At 64.7% G+C, this 25,310-nt stretch carries 25 protein-coding genes and 2 pseudogenes; 3 read left to right on the top strand and 24 right to left on the bottom strand.

Features of this window, described 5'->3' with window-relative positions:
* Positions 1-9 precede the first annotated feature (9 nt).
* The 24 genes from rpoZ to ABH924_RS02240 form a co-directional block, all read right to left on the bottom strand.
* Complete coding sequence (gene rpoZ, locus ABH924_RS02355; protein WP_028267125.1) at positions 10-270, bottom strand: DNA-directed RNA polymerase subunit omega; 261 nt, start codon at positions 268-270, stop codon at positions 10-12.
* 39 nt (positions 271-309) lie between these two features.
* Complete coding sequence (gene gmk / locus ABH924_RS02350; protein ID WP_234754220.1) at positions 310-882, bottom strand: guanylate kinase; 573 nt, start codon at positions 880-882, stop codon at positions 310-312.
* 57 nt (positions 883-939) lie between these two features.
* On the bottom strand, positions 940-1,266 hold the full coding sequence (gene mihF / locus ABH924_RS02345; RefSeq protein ID WP_234754221.1) for an integration host factor, actinobacterial type: 327 nt from the start codon (positions 1,264-1,266) through the stop codon (positions 940-942).
* A gap of 109 nt (positions 1,267-1,375) precedes the next feature.
* A complete protein-coding gene (gene pyrF, locus ABH924_RS02340; protein WP_404496604.1) occupies positions 1,376-2,287 on the bottom strand; it encodes an orotidine-5'-phosphate decarboxylase in 912 nt (303 codons plus the stop codon).
* On the bottom strand, positions 2,280-5,600 hold the full coding sequence (carB, locus tag ABH924_RS02335; protein ID WP_404496602.1) for a carbamoyl-phosphate synthase large subunit: 3,321 nt from the start codon (positions 5,598-5,600) through the stop codon (positions 2,280-2,282). Before carB ends, pyrF begins: the two co-directional genes overlap by 8 nt.
* The gene (carA, locus tag ABH924_RS02330) at positions 5,600-6,877 is read right to left on the bottom strand and encodes a glutamine-hydrolyzing carbamoyl-phosphate synthase small subunit (RefSeq protein ID WP_404496600.1); all 1,278 of its coding nucleotides are present in this window, start codon (positions 6,875-6,877) and stop codon (positions 5,600-5,602) included. The genes carB and carA overlap by 1 nt, the downstream gene beginning before the upstream one ends.
* Positions 6,858-7,376, bottom strand: coding sequence for a hypothetical protein (locus ABH924_RS02325; protein ID WP_234754224.1), 519 nt, complete (start codon positions 7,374-7,376; stop codon positions 6,858-6,860). The genes carA and ABH924_RS02325 overlap by 20 nt, the downstream gene beginning before the upstream one ends.
* Positions 7,376-8,734 carry a dihydroorotase gene (locus ABH924_RS02320; protein ID WP_404496598.1) on the bottom strand — a complete coding sequence of 453 codons (1,359 nt, stop codon included), beginning with the start codon at positions 8,732-8,734 and terminating at the stop codon, positions 7,376-7,378. Before ABH924_RS02320 ends, ABH924_RS02325 begins: the two co-directional genes overlap by 1 nt.
* A complete protein-coding gene (locus tag ABH924_RS02315) occupies positions 8,734-9,747 on the bottom strand; it encodes an aspartate carbamoyltransferase catalytic subunit (protein WP_404496596.1) in 1,014 nt (337 codons plus the stop codon). Before ABH924_RS02315 ends, ABH924_RS02320 begins: the two co-directional genes overlap by 1 nt.
* Positions 9,744-10,325, bottom strand: coding sequence for a bifunctional pyr operon transcriptional regulator/uracil phosphoribosyltransferase PyrR (gene pyrR / locus ABH924_RS02310; RefSeq protein WP_234754227.1), 582 nt, complete (start codon positions 10,323-10,325; stop codon positions 9,744-9,746). Before pyrR ends, ABH924_RS02315 begins: the two co-directional genes overlap by 4 nt.
* A gap of 197 nt (positions 10,326-10,522) precedes the next feature.
* A complete protein-coding gene (gene nusB / locus ABH924_RS02305) occupies positions 10,523-10,933 on the bottom strand; it encodes a transcription antitermination factor NusB (RefSeq protein WP_234754228.1) in 411 nt (136 codons plus the stop codon).
* Positions 10,933-11,496 carry an elongation factor P gene (gene efp / locus ABH924_RS02300; RefSeq protein ID WP_028267136.1) on the bottom strand — a complete coding sequence of 188 codons (564 nt, stop codon included), beginning with the start codon at positions 11,494-11,496 and terminating at the stop codon, positions 10,933-10,935. Before efp ends, nusB begins: the two co-directional genes overlap by 1 nt.
* Positions 11,497-11,670: 174 nt before the next feature.
* The gene (locus ABH924_RS02295; RefSeq protein WP_404496594.1) at positions 11,671-12,192 is read right to left on the bottom strand and encodes a tetratricopeptide repeat protein; all 522 of its coding nucleotides are present in this window, start codon (positions 12,190-12,192) and stop codon (positions 11,671-11,673) included.
* Positions 12,189-13,280 carry a 3-dehydroquinate synthase gene (aroB, locus tag ABH924_RS02290; RefSeq protein WP_404496592.1) on the bottom strand — a complete coding sequence of 364 codons (1,092 nt, stop codon included), beginning with the start codon at positions 13,278-13,280 and terminating at the stop codon, positions 12,189-12,191. Before aroB ends, ABH924_RS02295 begins: the two co-directional genes overlap by 4 nt.
* Entirely contained in the window at positions 13,277-13,843 is a 567-nt protein-coding gene (locus ABH924_RS02285; RefSeq protein WP_344787815.1) for a shikimate kinase, read from the bottom strand. The genes aroB and ABH924_RS02285 overlap by 4 nt, the downstream gene beginning before the upstream one ends.
* A complete protein-coding gene (gene aroC, locus ABH924_RS02280) occupies positions 13,843-15,042 on the bottom strand; it encodes a chorismate synthase (protein WP_234754232.1) in 1,200 nt (399 codons plus the stop codon). Before aroC ends, ABH924_RS02285 begins: the two co-directional genes overlap by 1 nt.
* 29 nt (positions 15,043-15,071) lie before the next feature.
* A complete protein-coding gene (locus tag ABH924_RS02275; protein WP_404496589.1) occupies positions 15,072-15,923 on the bottom strand; it encodes a shikimate dehydrogenase in 852 nt (283 codons plus the stop codon).
* Positions 15,920-17,485 (bottom strand): endolytic transglycosylase MltG, encoded by a 1,566-nt coding sequence (gene mltG, locus ABH924_RS02270; protein WP_404496955.1) that lies wholly within the window; start codon positions 17,483-17,485, stop codon positions 15,920-15,922. The genes ABH924_RS02275 and mltG overlap by 4 nt, the downstream gene beginning before the upstream one ends.
* A 53-nt stretch (positions 17,486-17,538) precedes the next feature.
* A complete protein-coding gene (gene ruvX / locus ABH924_RS02265; protein WP_234754235.1) occupies positions 17,539-18,129 on the bottom strand; it encodes a Holliday junction resolvase RuvX in 591 nt (196 codons plus the stop codon).
* Between the two features lie 2 nt (positions 18,130-18,131).
* Entirely contained in the window at positions 18,132-20,810 is a 2,679-nt protein-coding gene (gene alaS, locus ABH924_RS02260) for an alanine--tRNA ligase (RefSeq protein WP_404496587.1), read from the bottom strand.
* Positions 20,811-20,930: 120 nt separating this feature from the next.
* On the bottom strand, positions 20,931-21,143 hold the full coding sequence (locus ABH924_RS02255; protein ID WP_404496953.1) for a hypothetical protein: 213 nt from the start codon (positions 21,141-21,143) through the stop codon (positions 20,931-20,933).
* A 58-nt stretch (positions 21,144-21,201) separates the two neighbouring features.
* A complete protein-coding gene (locus ABH924_RS02250) occupies positions 21,202-21,576 on the bottom strand; it encodes a DUF948 domain-containing protein (protein ID WP_404496585.1) in 375 nt (124 codons plus the stop codon).
* Between the two features lie 148 nt (positions 21,577-21,724).
* Entirely contained in the window at positions 21,725-22,345 is a 621-nt protein-coding gene (gene rpsD, locus ABH924_RS02245) for a 30S ribosomal protein S4 (protein WP_028267147.1), read from the bottom strand.
* A gap of 169 nt (positions 22,346-22,514) precedes the next feature.
* Positions 22,515-23,987: a replication-associated recombination protein A gene (locus ABH924_RS02240; RefSeq protein ID WP_234754238.1), complete on the bottom strand. Its 1,473-nt coding sequence runs from the start codon at positions 23,985-23,987 to the stop codon at positions 22,515-22,517.
* A 41-nt stretch (positions 23,988-24,028) separates the two neighbouring features.
* On the opposite strand from ABH924_RS02240, the gene ABH924_RS02235 reads away from it, so the two are divergent.
* The 3 genes and pseudogenes from ABH924_RS02235 to ABH924_RS02225 form a co-directional block, all read left to right on the top strand.
* Positions 24,029-24,733: an acVLRF1 family peptidyl-tRNA hydrolase gene (locus ABH924_RS02235; protein WP_404496582.1), complete on the top strand. Its 705-nt coding sequence runs from the start codon at positions 24,029-24,031 to the stop codon at positions 24,731-24,733.
* 67 nt (positions 24,734-24,800) lie between these two features.
* A pseudogene (locus ABH924_RS02230) lies at positions 24,801-24,980 on the top strand (amine oxidase); the annotation flags it as partial.
* Positions 24,981-25,101: 121 nt separating this feature from the next.
* A pseudogene (locus ABH924_RS02225) lies at positions 25,102-25,310 on the top strand (endonuclease); the annotation flags it as partial.

Raw genomic sequence — 25,310 nt, 5'->3', positions numbered from 1 at the left:
CAGTCTGTTTTACTCTGCGGGCTCGATGGGAGTGGAAACCAGCAGGCCTTCGTTGATCTCGCGCAGGGCGATGGAAAGCGACTTCTCGTTCAGCTTCGTGTCGACCAGCGGGCCAACGTATTCGAAGAGGCCCTCGTGCAGCTGTGCGTAGTACGCGTTGATCTGGCGCGCGCGCTTGGCGCCGAAAATCACCAGGCCGTACTTTGAATCGGCAGCAGCAAGCAGCTCGTCGATCGGCGGGTTGATGATGCCTTCAAGGTTCGTGGACACGAATTCTCCAAATTCTAACGGGCTGACAAGTGCTAGCGCTTAGCGCTGGTGCGGGGTAAGCCCCATGAGTGAAACAAGCTCGTCCGCTGCCCGGCGTACGTCGTCATTGATGACGGTGTGGTCAAACTCCGGTTCAGCGGCAAGTTCCAGTTTAGCGGTTTCCAGCCGCCGCTGCTGTTCCTCCGGAGTTTCGGTGCCGCGTCCCACCAGGCGGCGGACCATTTCGTCCCAGCTGGGCGGAGCAAGGAAGACGAAGTTGGCGTCCGGAACTGCCGCCTTGACCTGGCGGGCGCCCTGCAAATCGATCTCCAGCAGCACGGACCTGCCTTCGGAGATGGCAGCGTCCACGGTGCTGCGCAGCGTGCCATAGCGGTTCTTTCCGTGGACGACGGCCCACTCAAGCAGCTGGCCGTCCTCAACGAGTGCGTCGAATTCCTCGGCGGACTTGAAGAAGTAGTGGACACCGTCCGTCTCCCCCGGCCGCGGAGCACGGGTGGTGGCTGAAACCGACAGCCAGACCTCGGGGTAATTGTCCCGGATATACGTGGATACTGTTCCCTTGCCAACGGCAGTGGGGCCTGCGAGGACGGTCAGTCCCGGATTCTTGCTCACATCGTCCTTCGTGGAGATCCTATATATGCTGCATATCTTCTTAAACGCTGCATTTGTTTAAACGCTGTATTTGTCTTCCATAAAATCTATCAGCGACCGGGACTGGTGAATTCCCAGGCCCCTGAGCCTGCGTGAAGGGGCGATTCCAATCTCCGCCATGATGGCCGCCGCCCGGACCGGGCCAATGCCTGGGACAGCCTCGATCAGCTCGGAAACACGCATGCGGGCGATAGCCTCGTCAGTCTGCGCCGACTTGATCAGCCGGGCAATGCTGAGTTCGCCCGACCTGAGCTGTTCCTTCGCGAGAGCCCGTCTTGCCCGGGCTCTCGCTGCCTTTTCCAAGGCATCGGAACGTTCCTCTGGTGACAGAGCCTTTAAGGTCACTGACACATCCCCCTTTGGCCGGCATCGAGTGCGTTGCGGATTGGACTGATCCCGAAGCTATCGCGTGGTCAGTGCGGAGCGCAATGCATTGGACCCACGAAGATCAGGCTCAGCCTTTCAGCAAGCCATCGCGGGTGGTCTCCGTGGCGGAACGCAGTCCGGCAATCGTTGGACCAGCCGCGAGGATTCCGCGGCTCGACGTCGCCAGGACCGCCGGGTACGCCGCGCCGAAAGTGGAACGCAGATCCGCGGGCGTGGCTCCTTGCGCGCCCAGTCCGGGCGCCAGGATGGGCCCGTGAACGGCGTCGAGGTCCAGCCCAAGTTCCACGAGCGCCGCGCCGATCGTGGCACCCACCACGAGACCGACCGAGCCCAGACCCGCAGGCCCCATGGCGCCCGCATAGCGGCGGTTTTCCTCGGCCGCGGCCTCGGCAATCCGCCGAGCGACCGATTCCGAACCGCCAACATGCTGCACGGACTTGCCCTCGGGGTTGGACGTCAGGGCGAGCACGAAAACACCGCGGCCGGACTCGGCCGCGAGGTCGAGCGCCGGGCGCAGCGACTCGAAGCCGAGGTACGGGCTCAGCGTGACCGAGTCTGCTGCCAAGGCGGAGCCATCCCGTAGCCAGGCGTCGGCGTAAGCAGCCATCGTGGAGCCGATGTCTCCGCGTTTGGCGTCGGCGATGCTCAAAACCCCGGCATCGGATGCGGCCGCAAGGGTCCGCTCCAAGACCGCCATGCCTGCGGAGCCGTGACGCTCATAGAGCGCCACCTGCGGCTTTACCGCGGCAGCGAGCATCGCCACGGCCTCCAGGACGGTGAGCGAAAAGCGCTCCAGGCCGGCGACGTCGTCGTTCAATCCCCAGTCCGCCAAGAGCCCCGGGTGCGGGTCAATGCCGACGCACAAGGGGCCGCGGGCGGCCATCGCGGCAGCCAGGCGGGACCCGAACGGCTGTCGGGGCCCCGAGCTAAGAACAGCCTGCGCAAGGGGACGCTGCCCGGCTGAGGCAGACTCAGGCATTGACGGCCTCGGCTGCCGCGGCCTTGGACGCTGACAGTGCCGCGGCGTGCTCCTGCAGGCTCGTCACCGACCACTCGTAGGTGCGCAGTGCCTCGATGGCCTGCACGGCGGCGTTGAACTCCGCAACGGTGGTGATGCAGGGGATGCCGATGGACGTAGCGGCCGCACGGAGTTCGTAGCCGTCGCTGCGGGCTTCGCCGCCGGAAGGCGTGTTGAAAACCATGTCGATTTCGCCGGCGATGATGAGGTCCGCGATGGTCCCTTCGCCTTCTGCGCTGCTGCCTTCTGCGACCTTGCGGACCGGGGTGGCCTGGATGCCGTTGCGGCGCAGGACATCCGCGGTGCCGCCCGTGGAGACAATCTCGAAACCGAGATCGGACAGGCGCTTGACGCCCATGATCACGGAACGCTTGTCGCGGTTGGCGACAGAAACGAAGATCTTGCCTTCGGTGGGCAGCGCGTTGTTGGCTGCGGCCTGGCTCTTGGCGAAAGCGGTGTCGAAGTGCTTGTCGATGCCCATGACCTCACCGGTGGAGCGCATTTCCGGGCCGAGCAGCGAGTCCACAACCTTGCCTTCCGGAGTCCGGAAGCGGCTGAACGGCAGCACGGCTTCCTTCACCGCGACAGGCGCGTCGAGCGGCAGGGTAGAACCGTCGCCCGTCTCCGGCAGCATCTTGTAGGCGCTGCGCAGCTGGTTGATGGTGACGCCCGTACCGATCAGGGCCGCAGCCTTGGCCATTTGCACGCCCGTTGCCTTGGAGACGAACGGAACCGTGCGGGAAGCACGCGGGTTGGCCTCCAGCACGTAGAGCACGTCGGAAGCCAGCGCGAACTGGATGTTGATGAGGCCACGGACGCCTACGCCTTCAGCGATGGCTCGGGTGGCCGTGCGGACGCGTTCAATCACGTTGCTGCCGAGGGTGATGGGAGGCAGGACGCATGCGGAGTCACCGGAGTGGATGCCGGCTTCCTCGATGTGCTCCATGATGCCGCCGAGGTACAAGTCCGTGCCGTCGAAGAGCGCGTCGACGTCGATTTCGACGGCGTCCTCGAGGAAGCGGTCGATCAGCACCGGGTGGTCCGGGGTGATTTCCGTGGCGTTGGCGATGTAGCGGGAGAGGTTGGCTTCGTCGTAGACGATTTCCATGCCTCGGCCGCCAAGCACGTAGGACGGACGGACGAGGACCGGGTAGCCGATTTCGTCGGCGATCTTCTTGGCGTCTTCGAAGGACACGGCGGTGCCGTTCTTCGGGGCGATCAGTCCGGCCCGGTCGAGCACGCGGGAGAACATGCCGCGGTGCTCGGCAAGGTCGATCGCTTCCGGGGAGGTACCCAGGATCGGCACACCGGCGTCTGCCAGCTGCTGTGCGAGCTTGAGCGGGGTCTGGCCGCCGAGCTGCACGAACACGCCCATGACGCCGCCGGTGCGCTCCTCTGCCGCGATGACTTCGAGGACGTCCTCCAGTGTCAACGGTTCGAAGTAGAGGCGCGTGGAGACGTCGTAGTCCGTGGAGACGGTTTCCGGGTTGCAGTTGACCATGACGGTTTCGTAGCCGGCCTTGCGCAACGCCATCGAGGCGTGGACGCACGAGTAGTCGAACTCGATGCCCTGGCCGATGCGGTTGGGGCCCGAACCCAGGATGATGACGGACGGCTTGGAGTGCAGGCCGACCTCGTCCTCTTCGTCATATGACGAGTAGTGGTACGGGGTGTACGCGGCGAATTCGGCGGCACAGGTGTCCACGGTCTTGTAGACCGGACGGATGCCCAGGGCCTGCCGGACGCCGCGGACAACCGCCTCTGGGTTGTGGGTCAAGGCGCCGATCTGCTCATCCGAGAAGCCGTGGCGCTTGGCGTTGCGGAGCATGTCTTCCGTGAGGGCGCCGGCTTTGCGGATCTCGTGGGAGGTCTCGTTGAGCAGCTGCAGCTGGTCCAGGAACCACGGATCGATCTTGGTGGCGGCGTAGAGGTCCTCAACCGAAGCACCGCCGAGCAGGGCGCGCTGGACCTGGTGGAGGCGGTCCGTCGTCGGGCGCTTGGACTTCTCGATGAGTTCCGGAACTTCCCATTCGGGCACGTGGCTGAAGTCCAGCTGCGAACCTTTCTGCTCAAGGGAGCGAAGGGCCTTCTGCAGGGCCTCAGTGAAGTTGCGGCCCATGGCCATGGCTTCACCGACGGACTTCATGGTGGTGGTCAACGTGTTGTCCGCGGCCGGGAACTTCTCAAACGCGAAGCGCGGAACCTTGACGACGACGTAGTCGAGCGTCGGCTCGAACGAAGCCGGCGTCTTCTGGGTGATGTCATTGGGGATCTCGTCCAGGGTGTAGCCCAGGGAGAGCTTGGTGGCGATCTTGGCGATCGCGAAGCCGGTGGCCTTGGAGGCAAGCGCCGAGGAACGCGAAACACGCGGGTTCATTTCGATGACGACGACGCGTCCCGTGTCCGGCTCGATGGCGAACTGGATGTTGCAGCCACCGGTGTCGACACCGACCTCGCGGATGACGGCGATGGAGATGTCGCGCAGCCGTTGGTACTCGCGGTCCGTCAGGGTCAGGGCCGGCGCAACGGTGATGGAGTCGCCCGTGTGGACGCCTACCGGATCGAAGTTCTCGATGGAACAGACAACAACGACGTTGTCGTTCTTGTCGCGCATCATCTCCAACTCGTACTCTTTCCAGCCGAGGATGCTTTCTTCCAGCAGGACCTCGGAGGTGGGGCTGTACTGCAGGCCCTGGCCCACGATGCGGCGCAGGTCCTCCTCGTTGTACGCCAGGCCCGAGCCCAGGCCGCCCATGGTGAAGGACGGACGGACCACCATAGGGTAGCCGAGGTCCTCCGCTGCAGTCAGTGCTTCATCCATGGTGTGGATGATGTGGCTGCGGGCCGACTCGGCGCCGCAGCGTTCCACGACGCCCTTGAACTTTTCGCGGTCCTCGCCGAGTTCGATCGCGGCAATGTTGGCACCGATGAGTTCGACGTTGTACTTCTCGAGCACGCCGTTCTTGTCCAGGGCGATGGCCGTGTTGAGGGCCGTCTGTCCACCCAGGGTGGGCAGGAGGGCGTCCGGGCGCTCTTTGGCGATGATCTTTTCGACCACCTCGGGCGTGATGGGCTCCACGTAGGTGGCATCGGCGAACTCGGGGTCCGTCATGATGGTGGCCGGGTTGGAGTTCACGAGGATGACGCGCAGGCCCTCCTCTTTGAGCACCCGCAGGGCCTGGGTTCCGGAGTAGTCGAATTCGGCTGCCTGGCCGATGACGATCGGGCCGGAACCGATAACGAGGACGCTCTTGAGATCTGTACGCTTTGGCATTACTTGGTGTCCTCGTTCTTCGCGGAATTCGATGTCTGAGTGTCGGCGGCCTGTGCGGCGTCCTGGCCGTTCTTCGTGCTCTCCATCAGGTCGATGAAGCGGTCGAAGAGGTAGGCGGCGTCGTGCGGTCCGGCCGCGGCTTCGGGGTGGTACTGGACCGAGAAGGCCGGGATGTCGAGGCAGGCGAGTCCTTCGACGACGTCGTCGTTGAGGCTCACGTGGCTGACCTCCACGCGGCCAAAGCGCTCTTCCGGAGCCATGGTGGCGCCGTCCATGGGAGCGTCGACGGCGAAGCCGTGGTTCTGCGAGGTGATTTCGACTTTGCCCGTGCGGCGGTCCATCACCGGCTGGTTGATCCCGCGGTGGCCGTATTTGAGCTTGTAAGTACCGAAGCCGAGGGCCCGGCCGAGGATCTGGTTGCCGAAGCAGATTCCGAAGTACGGCATCTTCTCGTCGAGCACGGAGCGGAGCAGCTTCACCTGGGCGTCTGCGGTGGCGGGGTCGCCAGGGCCATTGGACATGAAGAAGCCATCAGGGTTGACTGCCTTGACGTCTTCCAGCGTTGCGGTGGCCGGCAGGACGTGGACGCGTACGCCGCGTTCGGCGAAGCGGACCGGGGTCATGGCCTTGATGCCAAGGTCGATCGCGGCGATGCTGAATTTCGGCTCGCCGTCCCAGCCGTGGTCCGCGGGTTCGACGACGTATGCCTTCTCAATGCTCACTTCTTCGGCCAGGCGGGCGCCTTCCATGGGAGCGCTGGCCAGGACGGTGTCCAGGAGCTCCTTGTCGGTGGCCTTGGCTGCCTCGCCGGAGAAAATTCCTGCGCGCATGGTCTTGTGCTCGCGCAGGTGGCGGGTGATGGCGCGGGTGTCCACGGCCTGGATGCCGACGATGCCCTGTTCAACGAGCTCTGCGTCAAGGCTGCGCTCCGAGCGCCAGTTCGAAGGGCGTCGCGCGGCGTCGCGGACCACGTAGCCGGCCACCCAGATGCGGCGGGACTCGGCGTCTTCCTTGTTCACTCCGGTGTTCCCGATGTGAGGAGCCGTCTGGACCACCAGCTGGCGGGCGTAGGAGGGGTCCGTGATGGTTTCCTGGTAGCCGGTCATGCCGGTGGCGAAGACCGCCTCGCCGAGCGCCACGCCCGTGGCGCCGTAGCTGCGGCCACGGAACGTTCGGCCGTCTTCGAGGACCAGCACTGCCGCGGAGGACTCTGCTGGGTTGGTATTGCCTGTCACTGCGTTGGTGTCCGTCACTTTGTTACTTTCCACTATCGGCATCTGCCTGGGGGGCTGCAGAGATCAATTCTTGAAGTGCTTCGAGGAGCGGTTGCTTGTCGGCGGCGTGCCTGGTCCTGAATCCGGTATCGAGCTCATGTTCTCCGAGCATCCAGCTCAAGACCACGAGTCCATCCTTCTCTACAAACTTTCCTGCCATGCCGTTGGCGCTGCCGCAATCTGTCACGGCTTCCGCCGGAACGAATAATGGCGCGGTCCCCTTCCGGTCGAAGAGGACGCCTTCCGAATGCACGCTTATTTCCGCGTTCCCGCGGAAGCCAAGCCCGTGGACGGCGACCCGGTCAAGCCAGTCTCCCGCCGTCGTCGTCGCCACGTACTGGCCTTCAGTCACAACGCCCGCCGGGCTGAGCCTTTCAGGCACTTCGGGAAGCTGCCCGAGGCCGGCCTGGCGCTTGAGCCTGCCGCGCCAACCTATCGCAATGAGTCCGGCCGCGACCGCGGCAAGGACCACAACGAGGAGCAAGGAAGCAAGTTTGTCCATCAGTTGCTGCCAGCGCCGGCAGGATCCGCTGCGTGGCGGTACGGCGTGTTGAGCTTGCCGTCCAGTACGGTCGGGTGGCCCTTGAAGAAGGTGGCGACGACGGCGCCCGGCAGCTCTTTGCCCGCAAAGGGTGAGTTCCGGCCCATGGTCGCCATCTTATGCGGATCCACTGTCCACCGGGCAGCCGGGTCCACGAGGATCACGTTGGCGGGCTCGCCGGCCTCGAGCGGACGTCCCTGATCTGCCACGCGGCCAATGGCCGCGGGCACCGTGGACGTGACGCGGGCGAAGTCGGCCCACGTCATGAGCCCGGTTTCGATCATGGTTTCCTGGACTACCGAGAGGGCAGTCTCCAGCCCCGTCATGCCCATGGCCGCCTGGGCCCACTCGCACTCTTTGTGCTCGCTCGGATGCGGGGCATGGTCCGTGCCGACGACGTCGATGGTGCCGTCGGCGAGTCCGGCACGGAGCGCCTGGACATCGGCGTCGGTGCGCAGGGGCGGGTTGACTTTGTAGACGGGGTCGTAGCTGCGGACCAGTTCGTCGGTGAGCAACAAGTGGTGGGGCGTGACCTCGGCGGTGACGTTGATCCCCCGTTCCTTGGCCCAGCGGACGATTTCCACCGATCCGGCGGTGGATACGTGGCAGACGTGGAGGCGGGAGCCGACGTGCTGGGTCAGGAGGACGTCCCGGGCGATGATGCTCTCCTCGGCAACCGCGGGCCATCCGGCGAGGCCTAGAACCGCGGAGACCGCGCCTTCGTTCATCTGGGCACCCGCGGTGAGTCGGGGTTCCTGCGCGTGCTGGGCCACGACGCCGTCGAACGCCTTGACGTACTCGAGGGCGCGGCGCATCAGCACGGGATCGTGGACGCAGATTCCGTCGTCGGAGAAGACCCGGACCTGGGCGCGCGAGTCGGCCATGGCGCCGAGTTCGGCGAGCTGCTCGCCGGCGAGCCCGACCGTGACGGCACCCACCGGACGCACATCCACCCAACCGGAGGCGCGGCCCAGGCTGTGGACCTGCTCGACGACGCCGGCGGTGTCCGCCACCGGGTTGCTGTTGGCCATGGCGTGGACCGCGGTGTAGCCGCCAAGGGCTGCGGCGCGTGTACCTGTTTCAACGGTTTCCGCGTCTTCGCGGCCGGGTTCACGCAAGTGGGTGTGGATGTCGACCATACCGGGAAGTGCCACGAGGCCGGCGGCCTCGATGACGGTGGCACCTTCGGCGGAAAGGCCGATGCCGCGCTCAGCGATGATGCCGTCGCGGATCAGCAGGTCCTCGGCGTCGCCACCCAGGATGGCCGCGCCGCGGATCAAGTAGACAACGCTTGCTGTGCCTGTTGCGGTCTCGGTCATCAGTTGCTCTCCTTTTCGGAACGGGCGGTGCCCGCCATGGGTGCGGCTTCACGGGAGTCCCCCGAGAGCAGCAAGTACAGTGCAGCCATCCGGACCGACACGCCGTTCCGGACCTGGGCCAGGACGGTGGAGCGCGGCGAATCGGCGGCGGCGGAAGAGATCTCCAGTCCGCGGTTCATGGGGCCGGGGTGCATGATGATGGTGTCCTTGAGCCCGAGTTCGTCGAGGGCGCGGAGGCGGGCATCGTCAAAGCCCCAGCGCCGCGAATACTCGCGGGTGGAGGGGAAGAAGGAAGCGTTCATGCGCTCACCTTGGACCCGGAGCATCATCATGGCGTCCACTCCGGCCTCGAGGGTCTCGTCGAGGTTGTAGCTGACCTTGCAAGGCCACTGTTCGACGCCGATCGGCAGTAAAGTGGGCGGGGCCACGAGCGTTACTTCCGCGCCAAGGGTGCGCAGGAGCCACACGTTGGAACGGGCGACGCGGGAGTGCAGGACGTCGCCGGCGATGGCGACGCGCATGCCCGTGAGGTCTGCGCCCGTGGACGCCGAGCCGTGCAATTTGGACCAGTGTCGGCGCATCGTGAACGCGTCCAGGAGGGCCTGCGTGGGGTGTTCATGGGTGCCGTCCCCGGCGTTGATGACGGCCGCGTCGATCCAGTCGGTCGCGGCCAGGCGGTGCGGCGCCCCGGAAGCCCAGTGGCGGATGACTACAGCATCGGCCCCCATGGCTGCGAGGGTCTGCGCGGTGTCCTTGAGGGACTCGCCTTTGGAGACCGAGGAACCCTTGGCGGCGAAGTTGATGACGTCGGCGGAGAGCCGCTTCGCTGCTGCCTCGAAGGAAATGCGGGTGCGGGTGGAGTCCTCGAAGAAGAGGTTGACCACGGTGCGGCCGCGCAGGGCGGGCAGCTTCTTGACCTCCCGGTCCCCTACCGCCGCCATCTCTTCGGCGGTGTCCAGGATCCGGATGGCGTCCGCGGCACTCAGGTTCTCGGTGGAGAGCAGGTGTTTCATGCGCCTGCCTCGATCACTACTTCATTGATCGGCTGACCATCCACCGAATCGAATTCTTCAAGGTGGACCCGGACCTTTTCCGAGGAAGACGTCGGCAGGTTCTTGCCCACGTGGTCCGCGCGGATCGGCAGTTCGCGGTGCCCGCGGTCCACGAGGACGGCCAGGCGGACGATGCGCGGCCTGCCGAGGTCGATGATCGCGTCGAGGGCTGCCCGGATGGTGCGTCCCGAGTACAGGACGTCATCGATAAGGACAACAACCTTGTTGTCGATGCCGGACAGCGGCAGCTTGGTGGGGTAAGGAGGCCTGGCGGGCTGGTGGGAAAGATCGTCTCGGAACATGGTGACGTCCAGCTGACCGACAATTGCGGAGGCATTGACGGATGGATCCGCGGCGGCGATTTTTTCCGCCAGCCGCACCGCCAGCGGATAACCGCGGCGTGGGATGCCCAAAAGAACCAGATCCTGGGAACCCTTGTTGGCTTCGAGGATCTCGTGGGCGATACGAGTGAGCGCGCGGTCGATATCCGCGTGGTTGAGAACAACCCGGGACGGCACCGGCGCAGTGACTTCAGTCATCGCTCGTCTCCCCTTTCCCCGCCTCACGGGACGGAATTAAAAAAGGAACATTTGCTCTTCAAAATTACCACAGGGGCGACGCCCGCCAGACGCGCTCCCGGCCAGGGCAATGCGATTTAGCTCACACCCCGGAAATGCGAAGGGCCGGTGCCCACAGTTTCCTGTGGCACCGGCCCTTCGCGTGCTTCCCATGCCGCCTAAGCGAGCAGGGAAGGCTTCAGCGTTTGCAACCGTCCGAGGAGACCGTTGATGAACGCAGGAGATTCGTCGGTGGACATGACCTTGGCCAGTGCCACCGCTTCGCTGACGGCCACGCCGTCCGGGACGTCATCGTTGTAGAGGAGTTCCCAGGCGCCGATCCGGAGGATGATACGGTCGACCGCCGGCATCCGCTCCAGGGTCCAGCCCTGGGCGTAGGTCTGCAGGAACTCGTCGATGGTGGGCTGCATGGCAACCACGCCTTCCACGATGTCCATCGTGTACGGGTTGATTACGAGGTCGGTCATTTCCCGGCGGGCCTTCAAGACCTCGAAAGCGGAGGCGGAACGCTGCTCCGCCTCGAACAGTACCTCGAGGGCCCTGCTACGGGCCTTACCACGGGCGCTCACTAGTCGTTGACCCGGCCCAGGTAGCTGCCGTCGCGAGTGTCTACCTTGACCTTGGTGTTGTTCTCAACGAACAGGGGCACCTGGATCTCATAGCCGGTCTCAAGGGTAGCTGGCTTGGTTCCAGCGGAGGAGCGGTCGCCCTGCAGGCCCGGCTCGGTGTAGGTGATTTCAAGGACAACGCTCGGGGGCAGTTCGATGTAGAGCGGGGTGCCCTCGTGGATGGCAATGTTGACCATCTGGTTTTCCAGCATGAAGTTGGTGGCGTCGCCTACCGTGGCACCGGAAACCGTGATCTGGTCGAAGTCCTGGGTGTCCATGAACACGAAGTCCGCGCCGTCCTGGTACAGGTACTGGTAGTCGCGGCGGTCAACCGTGGCAGTTTCGATCTTGAGGCCGGCGTTGAAGGTCTTGTCGACCACCTTGCCCGACATGACGTTGCGCATCTTCGTGCGCACGAATGCGCCGCCCTTGCCCGGCTTGACGTGCTGGAACTCAATGATGTTCCAGAGCTGGCCCTCGAGCTTCAGCACGGTTCCGTTCTTGATGTCATTTGTGGTTGCCACTAGTATCCTCTGGTTTCTCTCACTGGTTCTAGCTACGCCTTCTGGCTCCAGCCGACTATGCCAAGCAGGCATGCCTTGACGGCAGCCAGCGCGTATTTATCAAAAATCCAAAGTCCATTCTACCGGCAAAATGCGGCGTGCCTGCCCGCGCCCCCTTTTCAGGAGGCGGGACTGTCAGGAGGCGAACTCGAGGACGTTCCGGGCGCGTTGCAGGGCCACAGCAGAGGAGTAAATCAGGGAAGCGTCGGCTGCCAAGGCAACACGCAGGTCCAAGGCCTTGGTAAACGACTCTGCTGCGGCGACGTGATTGCCGGCCACAAAATAGGCCCGCCCCAAATACTGGTGGACGATCGGTTCTTTGGCGGTCCCGTGGACTTCGCCCAGTAGCTGGCGGAAGAGCTCCACGGCACGGTCAAAGCGGTTGGTGGCGCGGTGCAGTTCGGCCTCGAAGATCCGCAATTTGAACGACTCGGGATCGTTGTAGCGCGCCTCGGCCAACAACTCGGCGGCTTCGCCCGGGTGGCCTTCGAGCATGAGCGCCATGATGCGGTCGGCAGGATCGCTGGACTCGGCCAGTGCGGACTGCATGACTTCCTCGTTGACGATGGCCGGCAGGAGCGTATCCGGATTGGTGCGCACCCCGGGGAATCCGCCCGTGGGCCAATCACTGATGCTGCTGAAGGTCTCGGTGGTCATGATGCGATCTCCTGGTAGGCAGCGAAGAGCAGCGAGGTGTCCGGTACGTCGAGGATTCCGGGCTTGGCCACGCCGTCGAGCACCACGAAACGCAAGAGGTCTCCCCTGGACTTCTTGTCACGGCGCATGCCGTCGAGCAGGCCCTGCCAGCGGTCCCGGCGGTAGGTGACCGGCAACCCGAGTCCCTCAAGGATGGTGCGGTGCCTGTCGGCGTCGACGTCGGAAAGCCGCCCGACGCTGCGGGCAAGCTCAGCGGCAAACATCATGCCGACCGAAACCGCTGCGCCATGCCGCCACGAGTAGCGTTCCACGAGTTCGATCGCGTGGCCGAGCGTGTGCCCGTAGTTGAGGATTTCACGAAGGCCGGATTCCTTGAGGTCCTCGGAAACCACCTTCGCTTTGACGGCAATGGCACGTTCGATGAGCTCGCGGAGCACGGCCGAGCCTGGATCGGTGACTTCCTCCGGCTTGTTTTCGACGAGTTCCAGGATGGCGGGATCGGCAATGAAGCCGCACTTGATGACCTCTGCCATTCCGGAGATCAGCTCGTTCCTGGGCAGCGTCTGGAGCGTGTCCAGATCCGCGAGGACAGCCGCGGGCGGGTGGAAGGAACCCACCAGGTTCTTGCCTTCCGCGGTATTGATGCCGGTCTTGCCGCCTACTGACGCGTCCACCATGCCAAGGAGGCTCGTGGGCATGTGGATGACCTTGACACCGCGCAGCCAGGTGGCAGCGACGAATCCGGCGAGGTCGGTGACCGCGCCGCCGCCGACCGCCACGATGGCGTCGGAGCGGGTGAAGTCGTTCTGGCCAAGCACTTGCCAGCAGAAGGCGGCAACCTGGATGTGCTTGCCTTCTTCGGCGTCAGGGATCTCAGCGGTGAGGGAGGTGAATCCGGCAGCCTCGAGTTCGGCACGGACCGTATCGCCCGTGAGGCGCAGGGCACGCGGGTGGATCACCAGGACCCGCCTGACGCGTTCCCCCAGCTTCGCGGGAAGGGTCTCCAAGAGGCCGCGCCCGACGACGACATCGTAGTTCTCGTTGGCGGACTGGCCGCTGACCTTGATGACAGTTGATTCGTTGCTCACTTTTGCACTTCCTCTTTCAAGGCCGCGTATTCACGCAGTCTTTCCTCCACGTGGAGGGCGATTTCTGCCACGGTCCCGGACCGGACATCGACGGTGACATCTGCCAAGCGTTCATAGACTGGACGCCTTGCAGCAAACAGGGCTTCCCAACGCGCCATGGCGTCGCCCGCCAGGAGCGGCCGGCCAGTGTTGCGGGCGATGCGTTCGGCTACCGTCTCCGCATCGCACTCGAGATAGACGACGGTGCAGTCACCCAGCAGCTGCTGCGTACCGGAATCGAGCACCGCACCCCCGCCAAGTGAAACAACCCCGCCGTTGACGTTCGCGGTTTCGACAGCACGCGCCACAGTCCGGGCCTCGATCTCCCGGAAAGCGTGCTCTCCGCGACCGGCGAAGATGTCCGCGATGGTTCCGTGGTGCTCAACAATGACGACGTCCGTGTCCACAAACGGCACGCCCAATTGCTGGGCGAGCTGGTGGCCAATGACTGACTTACCGACGGCCATCGGTCCCACCAAAGCTATCGCAGGCCCGTGACCGGCGCCCGAGGTACCGCGGACCACTAGTGGCCGACCGAGTCCAGGTTTGCCGGGATGCTGTCCAGGTAACCCCGAAGGTTTCGTGCGGTTTCAGCGACGGAGTCACCGCCGAACTTCTCAGCGACGGCTTCGGCCAGAACCAAGGCGACCATGGCCTCGGCAACGACACCTGCAGCCGGGACGGCACAGACGTCGGAGCGCTGGTGGTGCGCTTTGGAGGCTTCACCGGTGCTGACGTCGATGGTCCTCAATGCACGCGGGACGGTGGCGATGGGCTTCATGGCGGCGCGGACACGCAGGACTTCACCGATGCTCATGCCACCTTCAATGCCACCGGCACGGTTGGTCTTGCGGACGATCCGGCCGGTCTCGTCCTTGACGATTTCATCGTGCGCGGCGGAGCCTCGGCGTGCCGCGGTCAGGAAGCCATCGCCGACTTCGACGCCCTTGATCGCCTGGATGCCCATCAGGGCAGCAGCCAGGCGGGAGTCGAGGCGGCGGTCCCAGTGCACGTAGCTACCGAGTCCCGGCGGAAGGCCGTAGGCGAGGACTTCGACAACACCGCCGAGGGTCTCGCCTTCCTTGTGTGCTGCGTCAACCTCGGCCACCATGGCGTCGGAGGTCTCTCGATCGAAGCAACGCAAAGGATCGGCATCGAGGGCCAGAACGTCGGACGGCAGAGGCAGCGGACGGCCCTCGGGCACGGTCACGCTCGCGATGGATACGGTGTGGCTCACGAGCTCAATCCCAAGCTGCTTCAGGAATTGCGAGGCAACCGTACCCAAAGCGACACGCGTGGCCGTTTCCCGGGCGCTGGCGCGTTCCAGGACAGGGCGGGCCTCAGGGAATCCGTACTTCTGCATGCCAGTGAAATCTGCATGGCCGGGCCGCGGACGGGTCAAGGGCGCGTTCCGGGCTTGGTCTGCGAGAAGCGCGGGGTCCACCGGGTCGGCAGACATGATCTGCTCCCATTTGGGCCATTCGGTGTTGCCGATCTGGATCGCGACGGGGCCGCCCTGCGTCACGCCGTGCCTGACGCCGCCAAGGATGCTCACTTCGTCCTGCTCGAACTTCATCCGGGCGCCGCGGCCATAGCCGAGGCGGCGACGCGCCAGGGCGTCACGAATCTCCCCGCTGGTGAGTTCCACACCGGCGGGGACGCCTTCAACAATTCCGAGCAGTGCCGGGCCATGGGATTCACCGGCAGTCAACCAACGCAACATATATCCAATCCTGCCATGTAAGGCCCTTACTAGACCCGCCGGGGGAGCCCGACTGAGTCACACATCACATCTATGACATCGGCGGTGACGTCGGATCCGGAAAACAAACGGATTTGCTCCACGGCTTGATAGAGCAACATCTCGAGCCCTGGAACCACCACTCCGCCCCGCGAATGCCATGCTTCGGCAATGCGGCTGGGCCATGGATCGTAGGCGACATCGAGCAGGACACCCCAGACATCGTCGGGAAGCTGCTCGAGCCGCGCTGCGACGCCGTCCGCCGCCCGCGGCGGAAGTGTGGAGATCACCAGATCGGCTCCCGCCATGCCTTCAGCTGCTTCAGCCAGCGGCCGGAGGCGAATGGAAAGCCCGACGGCGGCTGCCGCGGCTTTCGCCTCGGCGGCCCGCCCGGCGTCGCGCACGAAGACGTCAACGTGTTTCGAACCGAGCTCCCGGAGCGCTGCGATAGCCGCCGCGGATGTCCCGCCGCCACCAAGGACCGCGGAGTGCGGCTGCTCCGTGACTCCTGCATTCCTCACGGCTTCCACGATGCCGGCCACATCCGTGTTGTGGCCGACCCGCCGCACGCCGTGCCCGGTGTCTTCAAAAGCAACCGTGTTGATGACACCCAAGAACGCGCCGGCCCCGCGGACCTCGTCGACTTCGTCCACCATGGCGGTCTTGAGGGGCATGGTGACGGACAAACCGCACCAGTCGTCGCCGGCTTCAAGGCCCGCCATGAAGGCCGGGAGCCGCTCAACGGTTACGTCGATCGCCGAGTATTCAATGTCGAGCCCGAGCTTCGCGTAGGCCGCGCGGTGGAGTGCTGGTGACTTCGAGTGGCTGATGGGGTGCCCCAGGACGGCAGCACGTCTACTCACACGCACCGTCCCGCGTTGGCCGCACACCACGCGTTGTACTGGTCAACGTACTTGAGGTGTTCCGCCAGCGTGCTGGAGAACTTGGTTTCCTTGGTGTCGAGGTTGATGGTTACCCAATAGAGGTAATTGTTGGCCGTCGGCTTCGCGGCAGCATCGATCGCCGTCTTGCCGGGTGAACCAATGGGGCCGACCGGAAGGCCTACGTTGGCGTAGGTGTTGTAGGGGTTGCTCTTGTCAGCCTTCTGGGCATCGGTCAGGTGGAAGGTCTTGGTACCCAGGCCGTAGGTAACGGTGGCATCCGACTGGATGAGCCCGTTCGTCTCCGTGTTGCCCGGCTTGAGCCTGTTGTAGATGGCGCCAGCTACGTTGCCGTAGTCGGCCTGGCCGCCTTCGGCCTGAACGATGCTGGCCACCGTGATGGTCTGGTACTGCTTGGCGGGATCCGTGACGCCCTGGGCCTTGAGCTCGTCGGTGGTGGCCGTGACGAGCTTTTGGAGTATGTCCTTGGCAGAGGTTCCAAGGGGGAAACGGTACTCCCCCGGCGCCAGGAAGCCTTCCAGGTTCTTTGCCGGGGCAGGGACGCCGAACTGGGCCGGTGAGTCGCTGAGCGCCTTCAAGTCGGACAAAGGTATGCCCGAACCCTTGGAGATCGCATCAAGGGATTCACCGATTCGCAATCCTGCACTCAGCGCGAAGTACATGACCTTGGAAGAATCCTTGCCGAGGAGCACATTCACCGCATCGGAGGTCTTCATTTGCGTTTTGAAGGTGAAATCACCGGGCGAGAGTTCACCCCCGGCAGCAGTGAAGGCCGCCACGAAAGTATCCGCGTCGGCAATGACGTGCTGGCTCTGAAGGTTGGTCGCGACCAGTTTGGGGCCGGAGCCCGGGGCCACAGTGATGGTGACCGAGCCGGTGCCCGGGCCAGGGTAGTCGCTGACCTTGTCCATCCCGAGCAATGGCTTCAGGAATTGCGCCCCAACGGCAACCGCTGCGACGAACACCGTGAGGGTGAGCAGGAGCGCGACAAGACGGCGGCGCCTGCGGACCTTCTTCGAGCGGGCCTTTGGCACAGGAGTCGCAGTTGCCATGAGGTCATGGGCGTCGTGCTCATCATGGACTTCGTAGTCGAACTGGGGATCGTGGTGCTCATAACCTTCGTCATGGGCCTGCAGTTCGTGGAACTCGTCACCGTGTGCGACATCGAAGCTGTGAACAGGGTCATGCTCCACGGCATCAGGGTGCAGAGCATCGTGCTCGACGCCGTCAGGCACGAGGCCGTCGGGGTGCGCCAGGTCGTAGTGCTCGACGTCTGGGTGCACCGTGTCAGGGTGCTGCACGTCCTCTTCGGGCTGTACCGTTTCGCCGCGCGAAGGCGCGGCTTGCGAAGGCGCCGCTTGCGACGGAGCGGTTTCGTTGTGCACACCGTAGTCGGGGACGTATGCCGGCTGCGGCTTCGGGACCGCGACAGGTTCGAAATGGACAGGCACAGGTGGTGGCAATACCTCCTGGTTCTGCGTCTCCAGGAAGCGTTCCCTGGCACGGATTTCACGACGAGTCAGGGGCTGGGTACGGCCTTCTGCTGCGTCGTCGGAGGGGTCGTTGTTGACCGGGCTCACAATTGTCTTCCCCTCGTTGGAGAGTGTGGATCAATGCCGGAGGCCGGCAGCGGCGCACTGGCACCGTCAATGTGTTGGGGTGGCATCGGCGCCTGCACGCGCCTGCCCACATCCGCACCTCTGGCTTTTTGCATGTCGATCGCGTGCTGCAGAATTCCGGCAGCGGCAACCTGATCCACCACTTTACGATGATCCTTGCTGCTCATGCCAGCTTCATGGAGATTGCGGTGGGCCGTCACGGTACTGAGCCGCTCGTCCACCATGTTGACTGGAACCTCGAGTCCGCGGCGCTGTAAGTGGGCCGCCAGCAACTCCGCGTAGTCGGTGGCCATGACGGCAGAAGTGTGTTCTTCACCCTTCATCGTGCGCGGCAGCCCGACGAAGATCTGGACTACGCCGAGCTCCGCGACGTGCCGGACAATGACCCCGATGTCGGAATTCTTCTTGGCGTCCCGGCTTACCGTCTTGAACGGCGTGGCCAGGATCCCGTCCGGATCGCAGATGGCTACTCCCACACGGACGGTGCCGACGTCCACCCCCAGTTTGATGCCCCGGGGGTAGTCGTCGTTGCTCGCAATGGCCTCCAAAATCAGCGCTTGGCGATCGCGTCCACAACGGCCGCGAGGGCCGGTGCGATCTTCGCGGCGTCAGTTCCGCCGCCTTGGGCGACATCGTCCTTGCCGCCGCCGCCACCACCGAGGATTCCTGCAGCCACGCGGACGAGGGCGCCGGCCTTGACGCCCGCTTCACGCGCGGCCTCGTTGGTGGCCACGATGATGACGGGACGGTCGTTGCTGACACCGGCCACGGCAACCGTGGAAGCGTCGGAGCCGAGCCGGTTGCGCAGGTCCATGGCGAGGCTGCGGAGGTCGTCCGCTCCCCCGACCTGGCCGGCGTCGTGCGCCACTACCCGGACGCCTGCGGCATCCCGGGCCGTGGCAACCAGGTTCGCAGCGGCTGCCGTCAGCTGTTCCTTGCGGAGGCGGTCGAGTTCCTTTTCCGTCGCCTTGAGCTTAGCCAAGGTGCTGGAGATCCGGTCTGCCAACTGGCCCGAGGGGACCTTGAGCATTTCCGTGAGCTCGGTGACCAAGGCGCGCTCGGCTGCGAGGTGCCGGAAGGCGTCGAGACCGACGAAGGCTTCCACGCGGCGGTTTCCCGAACCGACGGACTGTTCGCCGAGCAGCGACAGGCTCCCGATGAGGGAGGTGTTGGCCACATGGGTGCCACCGCAGAGTTCGCGGGACCACGCGCCGTCGATCTCCACAACGCGGACTTCGCTGCCGTAGTTCTCGCCGAAGAGGGCCATGGCGCCGAGCGCTTTCGCCTCAGCGAGGCCCATCACCTTGGTGTCCACCCGGAAGTTGTTGCGGATGGCGATGTTCGAGACCTCTTCGATCTCGGACTTCGTGGCCGCACTCAGTCCCTCGCCCCAGGCGAAGTCGAAGCGCAGGTAGCCGGCCTTGTTGAAGGAGCCACGCTGGGTGGCTTCCGGGCCGAGGATCTGGTGCAGAGCGGCGTGCACGATGTGTGTGCCCGTGTGGGCCTGCTCTGCGGCGTGGCGGCGTTCGCGGTCGACGGCGGCGCGCACCAAAGCGTCCGAGGCGATCTCGCCTTCGCGGACGATCGCCTTGTGGACGCTCAGGCCCTTCACGGGGCGCTGGACGTCGAGGACCTCGACGACGAAACCGTCACCGGTGATGAGGCCCTTGTCGGCCGACTGGCCACCGGCTTCGGCATAGAACGGTGTTTCGTTGAGCACGAGCTCGATTTCATCGCCCGTGGATGCATGGGCAACACGCCGGCCGGAGCTGACGATGCCGCGGACACGGGCCTCGCCTTCCAGCTCGGTGTAGCCCGTGAAGATGGTCTCGCCTTCAGCCAGGAGCTCCTGGAAGGCTGAGACATCGGCGTGTCCACCCTTCTTGGACTTGGCATCCGCCTGGGCGCGCTGACGCTGTTCGAGCATGAGGCTGCGGAACTCGGCTTCGTCAACCTTCAAACCGGCTTCCTCGGCCATTTCGAGGGTCAGATCGATCGGGAACCCGTAAGTGTCGTGCAGGGCGAACGCATCTTCGCCTGACAGCGGCTTGCCGGCCGCCTTGGAGAGCACCACGGCTTCTTCAAGGCGCGCAGTGCCGGAGGCGATGGTGCGCAGGAAGGCTCTTTCTTCGGCGTAGGCGATGCGGCTGATGCGGTCGAAGTCGGTCTCCACCACGGGGTAGACGCCCTTCATGGCGTCGCGGGAAGCCGGAAGCAACTGCGGGAGGCAAGCTTCTTCGACCCCGAGGAGGCGCATCGCACGGACGGCACGGCGGATGAGCCGACGCAGGACGTAGCCGCGGCCTTCGTTGGACGGGGACACGCCGTCGGAGATCAGCATGAGGGCCGAACGGATGTGGTCGGCAACGACGCGCATCCGGACATCGTCCGTGTGGTGCGGGTCGTCAGCTGACTCGGCAGAGGTGTACTCCTTGCCGGACAGGGCTGCGGCCTTGTCGATGACGGGACGGACCTGGTCCGTTTCGTACATGTTTTCAACGCCCTGCAGGATCATCGCAAGGCGCTCCATGCCGAGGCCGGTGTCGATGTTCTTCTTCGGCAGCTCGCCGGCGATGTCGAAGTCCACCTTCGAGCGGACATTCTCGATCTGGTACTGCATGAACACGAGGTTCCAGATTTCGACATAGCGGTTTTCGTCCGCGATGGGACCGCCTTCGGCGCCATAGGCCGGGCCGCGGTCGTAATAAATTTCCGAGCACGGGCCGGCAGGACCAGGCTGTCCGGTGGACCAGTAGTTGTCCGCCTTCCCCATCCTTTGGATGCGCGAGGCGGGGATGCCCGTGTTCTTGAGCCACAAATCCTGGGCTTCGTCGTCTTCTTCGTAGACGGTCACCCAGAGGCGCTCAACGCCCAGCCCATAGCCGCCGTCGTCGACGCTCTTGGAGAGCAGTTCGAAGGCGAACTTGATGGCGTCTTCCTTGAAGTAGTCCCCGAAAGAGAAGTTTCCGCACATCTGGAAGAACGTCCCGTGGCGGGCGGTCTTGCCCACTTCCTCGATGTCGCCGGTGCGGATGCACTTCTGGACGCTCGTGGCGCGGTCGAAGGGCGGTTCCTCGCGGGCGGTGAGGTAAGGAATGAAGGGAACCATGCCGGCCACAGTGAAGAGCAGGGAAGGGTCGCTGGATACGAGCGACGCTGAGGGGACGGCGGTATGGCCCTTGCTGACAAAAAAGTCCACCCAGCGTTTGGTGATCTCCTGCGACTTCATTAGCTGATTACTTACCCTTCTCAATTCACTGCACATGAGTTTGTGCGCGGTTCTGGCATGTGCCATTGCCGCAGCTTCTAATTCTGCCCTGTTGACGGCCGCTTGGGCGAACCGCGGCTCCTAACGGCTGCCGGCGTCGGACTCTGAGATGCCGAGCGCGGCCCTGAGGTCGACTTCGCGTTCGTTCATTCCGGCGCGCACGGCGTCGGCGAAGTCGTACACGCCGTCGGCCAGTCGCCCTACGGCGCGGTTCAGGCCTTCGGGGCCAACAGCGGCCTGTGCTTGGGTGATCTTGCGGAAGGCGATGACTCCGATTGCCACGCCGATCCCCATCCAGACAATTCTTTTCACGGTTTTCCTGACATACGACGATCGTGACTTACGAACGGATTCAGCGGCTGCGGCGGCCACTGCCCTGTTTGCGACGGGCGGCAAAAGCCGAGCGCACTCCATAGCTGAACGCTGCCACCTTGATGAGCGGCGAACCGACTGTTGCGGCCACCAGCGAGGACAAAGCAGAGATGTTGGCGGAGGCGTCGGAAACGTTGGAGGTGATGCCATCCACCTTTTTTAGCTGCTGGTTCGTGGTGGAAACCGTGGCAGTGACCTCGTCCATCAGGGGGGTCGCTCCGTCGCTCAAGGAGCGGATGGAGGTGCGGACTTCATCGAAGACGCGCCCGAGTTTGAGGATCGGCACGGCCAACAGCACCACAAGGAGCGCGAAAACTCCGGCCGCGATCAGGCCTGCAATATCGCCACCAGTCATGGACACTCATCTCCTAGCATTTGTTGCGTTGCCGCTGGTGCGCCATGTGGTTCTACACAGGCACCCCGGAGTGGCTTCCCCAAGTACCTTACATACAAAGAAGCCCGCGGCGCGTGCCACGGGCTTCTTTGTATGTGCTTGCTGGAAATCAGCGAGCGTAGAATTCGACCACGAGCTGCTCTTCGCAGGTCACGGGGACCTCGGAGCGCTTCGGGCGACGAACCAGGCGTGCCTGCAGGGCGTCGATCTTGACGTCCAGGTAAGCCGGAACGACGTTCAGAACGTGTGCGCCGGCAGCTGCAACCTGGAACGGAGCCATGACTTCGCTGCGGCTGTGAACGTGGATGAGCTGGCCTTCCGCAACGCGGAACGACGGGCGGTCCACGCGGATACCGTCAACGAGGATGTGGCGGTGCACAACCAGCTGGCGGGCCTGGGCGATCGTGCGGGCAAAGCCGGCACGCAGCACGAGGGCGTCGAGACGCATTTCGAGCAGTTCGATCAGGTTTTCACCGGTCAGGCCCTTGGTGCGCCGTGCTTCTTCGAAGGCACGGGTCATCTGGGCTTCGCGGATGCCGTACTGGGCGCGCAGACGCTGCTTTTCGCGCAGACGTACAGCGTAGTCAGAGTCCTGCTTCTTGCGGGCGCGGCCATGCTCACCGGGGCCGTACGGACGGCGCTCCATGTACTTGGCGGCCTTGGGAGTCAGAGCGATGCCGAGTGCACGCGAAAGGCGTGCGGTACGGCGAGCACGAGTGTTGTTAGCCACTTGTGTCCTTCCAATATCTGCGGTGTGTCAGTGTTACTGGCCTCCATGAGGGAGAGCATCGGCCAACCGCTGCCTTTTGCTACGGGGCGCAGGGCACAGCATCAAAACCTGGATTCTGATGGATTGTGCGCCAGGCCTTGCCAGACAAGCATCTAGCCTACCATGACGCCTACTTGCCCCGGATGATCCTGCGCAGCCGCTCGAGCCTGGGCGCAATATCCCGTTCAGCACCATTTGCGGTGGGCTCGTAGTAGTCCCTGCCGACCAGATCATCCGGAGCGTACTGCTGGGTGGCCACGCCGTGCGGGGCGTCGTGGGCGTACTTGTAGCCTTGGCCGTGGCCAAGGCCCTTCGCTCCTTGGTAGTGCGCGTCCCGCAAGTGCGCGGGAATCCCGACACCCATCCCCGCACGCACATCGGCGATGGCCTTGTTGATGCCCATATAGGCGGCATTGGACTTGGGCGCTGTCGCTAGATGCACCACGGCTTCGGCGAGGATGATCCGTCCCTCGGGCATGCCGATCAACTGCACTGCCTGGGCCGCGGCGACGGCGGTCTGCAGTGCCGTCGGATCCGCCATGCCGATGTCTTCGGCAGCCGAAATGACGATCCGGCGGGCCACGAAGCGCGGGTCTTCGCCGGCTTCGAGCATACGGGCCAGGTAGTGGAGGGCCGCATCGACGTCTGAGCCCCGGATCGACTTGATGAACGCACTGGCGACGTCGTAGTGCTGGTCGCCCGCGCGGTCGTATCGGACGGCGGCCACATCCAGGGCCCGCTCCGTATGCCGGAGTTCGACGACGACCGGAGCGTCCGGGGCGCCGTCACCCGCGAGCCCGGGCTCTTCGGAAGCGTCGCCGCCGTCGTTGTTCCGGTCTCCGTAAGCGACGCCGGCCGCGGCCTCAAGCGCGGTGAGCGCGCGGCGGGCGTCTCCGCCGGACAAGCGGACCAAGTGCTCGAGGGCTTCCGGGCTGAGCTCCACTCCCCCTGCCAGGCCGCGTGCATCGGCAACGGCCCGTTGCAGAAGCCCCTCGATGTCGCTGTCGGTGAGCGGTTTCAGGGTGAGCAGCAGTGATCGGGAGAGCAGCGGCGAGACGACGGAGAACGAAGGGTTTTCGGTGGTCGCGGCGACCAGGACCACCCATCGGTTCTCGACGCCGGGAAGCAGGGCGTCCTGCTGGGCTTTGTTGAAGCGGTGGATCTCGTCAAGGAACAGCACGGTCGTGGTCCGGTAGAGATCCCGGGCAGTCAAGGCGTTTTCCATGACCAGGCGGACATCCTTGACGCCTGCAGTAATAGCGGACAATTCAACGAACTTCCGGCCCGGTCCGCGGGCGATGACGTGCGCCAGCGTCGTCTTGCCTGTGCCCGGGGGTCCCCACAAGATGACCGAGCTCGGACCTGCAGGACCGACGGCGTCGGCCCCTGCGGCAAGCTGCCGCAAAGGAGACCCCTGGCCCAGCAAATGCTGCTGGCCCACGACGTCGTCGAGCGTCCGGGGCCTCATGCGGACCGCCAAAGGGCTCCGCGGCGACGCGGGACGTCCCGTGCCCGCACGTTCACCACCGGACCGGTCCGAATCCGCCGCCTGGCTGCCGGCGTCGTCGTCGTTGTCCGCGTCGGCACCAAAGAGATCTTCCACATGGATAGGCTACTCATGATTCCAGCTAAGGAGACATCGACGTGGAGACCCGGCCATCCGGCCCCAACGAAAAGCAGCAACCGCCCGGGGCGGGGCGCACCGCTTTCATCCCCGGTCCGCGGTTGCTCGGCTGGGTGGACCGCTTCGCCGCGAGCCATGGCGCCGTTCAGGAAGAGCCCAACGACGGCGGCACCCTCCTGCGGGCGGCTGACGGCACGCTTTTGCGGGCGGCGGACGGCGCCGTGGCGCTACTGAGAGCCCCGTGGCCCGTCGATGGAAGGCCCGGTAAGGGAACCACCACGGTTGAGCGTCTGGCGTCGCTTGCTTCACAGGAACGGCGGCTCGGAGTCATCCTGGTGCGCCGGGGCGGCTACGCGGTGGGGGTCGTAAGCGGCGGCAAAGTGTCCGCGTCCAAATCGGGCTCGCGTTATGTGCAGTCCCGTTCGGCGGCAGGTGGATCCTCGCAGCAGCGCTTTGCCCGTCGTCGCGAGAACCAGGCCAACGCGCTGACGGAAGCCGTGGCCGGATATGCCGCCGGGGTCTTCGCCGGACACAGTATTGAATATCTTGTTCTGGGCGGAGACGCCGCGCTGTCCGCAGCGGTCCTGGAAGAAAAGGCGTTGAAGGAGTACGCGTCGCGGACAAGGCTCGCGTTCCTGGCGGTTGCCGACCCCAACGCAACCGTGTTTCGCAGGGCTGCGGCAGATGCTTGTGCCGTGCGGATTCAGGTCACGGATCCGTTGTAGCGGCGCGCAGCGCCAACACCGCCAATGCAAGATCGGCGGGGTTCTGGAGGGCCACCTGCCGGTACACCGCGCCATCTTCCTCGCAGGCGATGACGTTTCCTGGACCGGAGGCTGGGCCGACGGAGCCGTGACCACGGGACTCAACGCCGTGTGGGGGGTCATGAACCAGCTGGGCGGGAAGACACCCGTGGACAACCCTGGGCCTGGCGACCGCTTCGAGGAACTCAAGCCCATCCGCCTCCCCTAGGCTGTCCTGGCGGGAACCGGACGGCCTGTCCCGAGTCTGCCGGAGTCTCGCACCAGCGAGGTATTAAATTGTCGGTGCCTCCTGCGATGCTGTGGGTATGGATGGAAGGACAGCATGGAGCGTGGAGAGCAGGGCGGCCGTGGAGGCCGTCGCCGCGTCCGTTGCCGTGCTGACCGCCTTCACCGGGGACGCTGATACCTCCGAAAACACCGACCCGCTGCGGCGTCTGGCGGACGATTGCCTGGACGGCCTGGCCGAAGTGGCCCGGCTGGAGGCCCGGACCGCCGCGCTGAAAGCGAAGCTGGCCGCGGACTACGTCCACGCAGCCCG

The organism is Arthrobacter sp. GAS37 (assembly GCF_044908325.1).
GTDB classification, from domain to species: Bacteria; Actinomycetota; Actinomycetes; order Actinomycetales; family Micrococcaceae; genus Arthrobacter; species Arthrobacter ramosus.
This window is presented reverse-complemented; position numbering and strand designations above follow the sequence as displayed.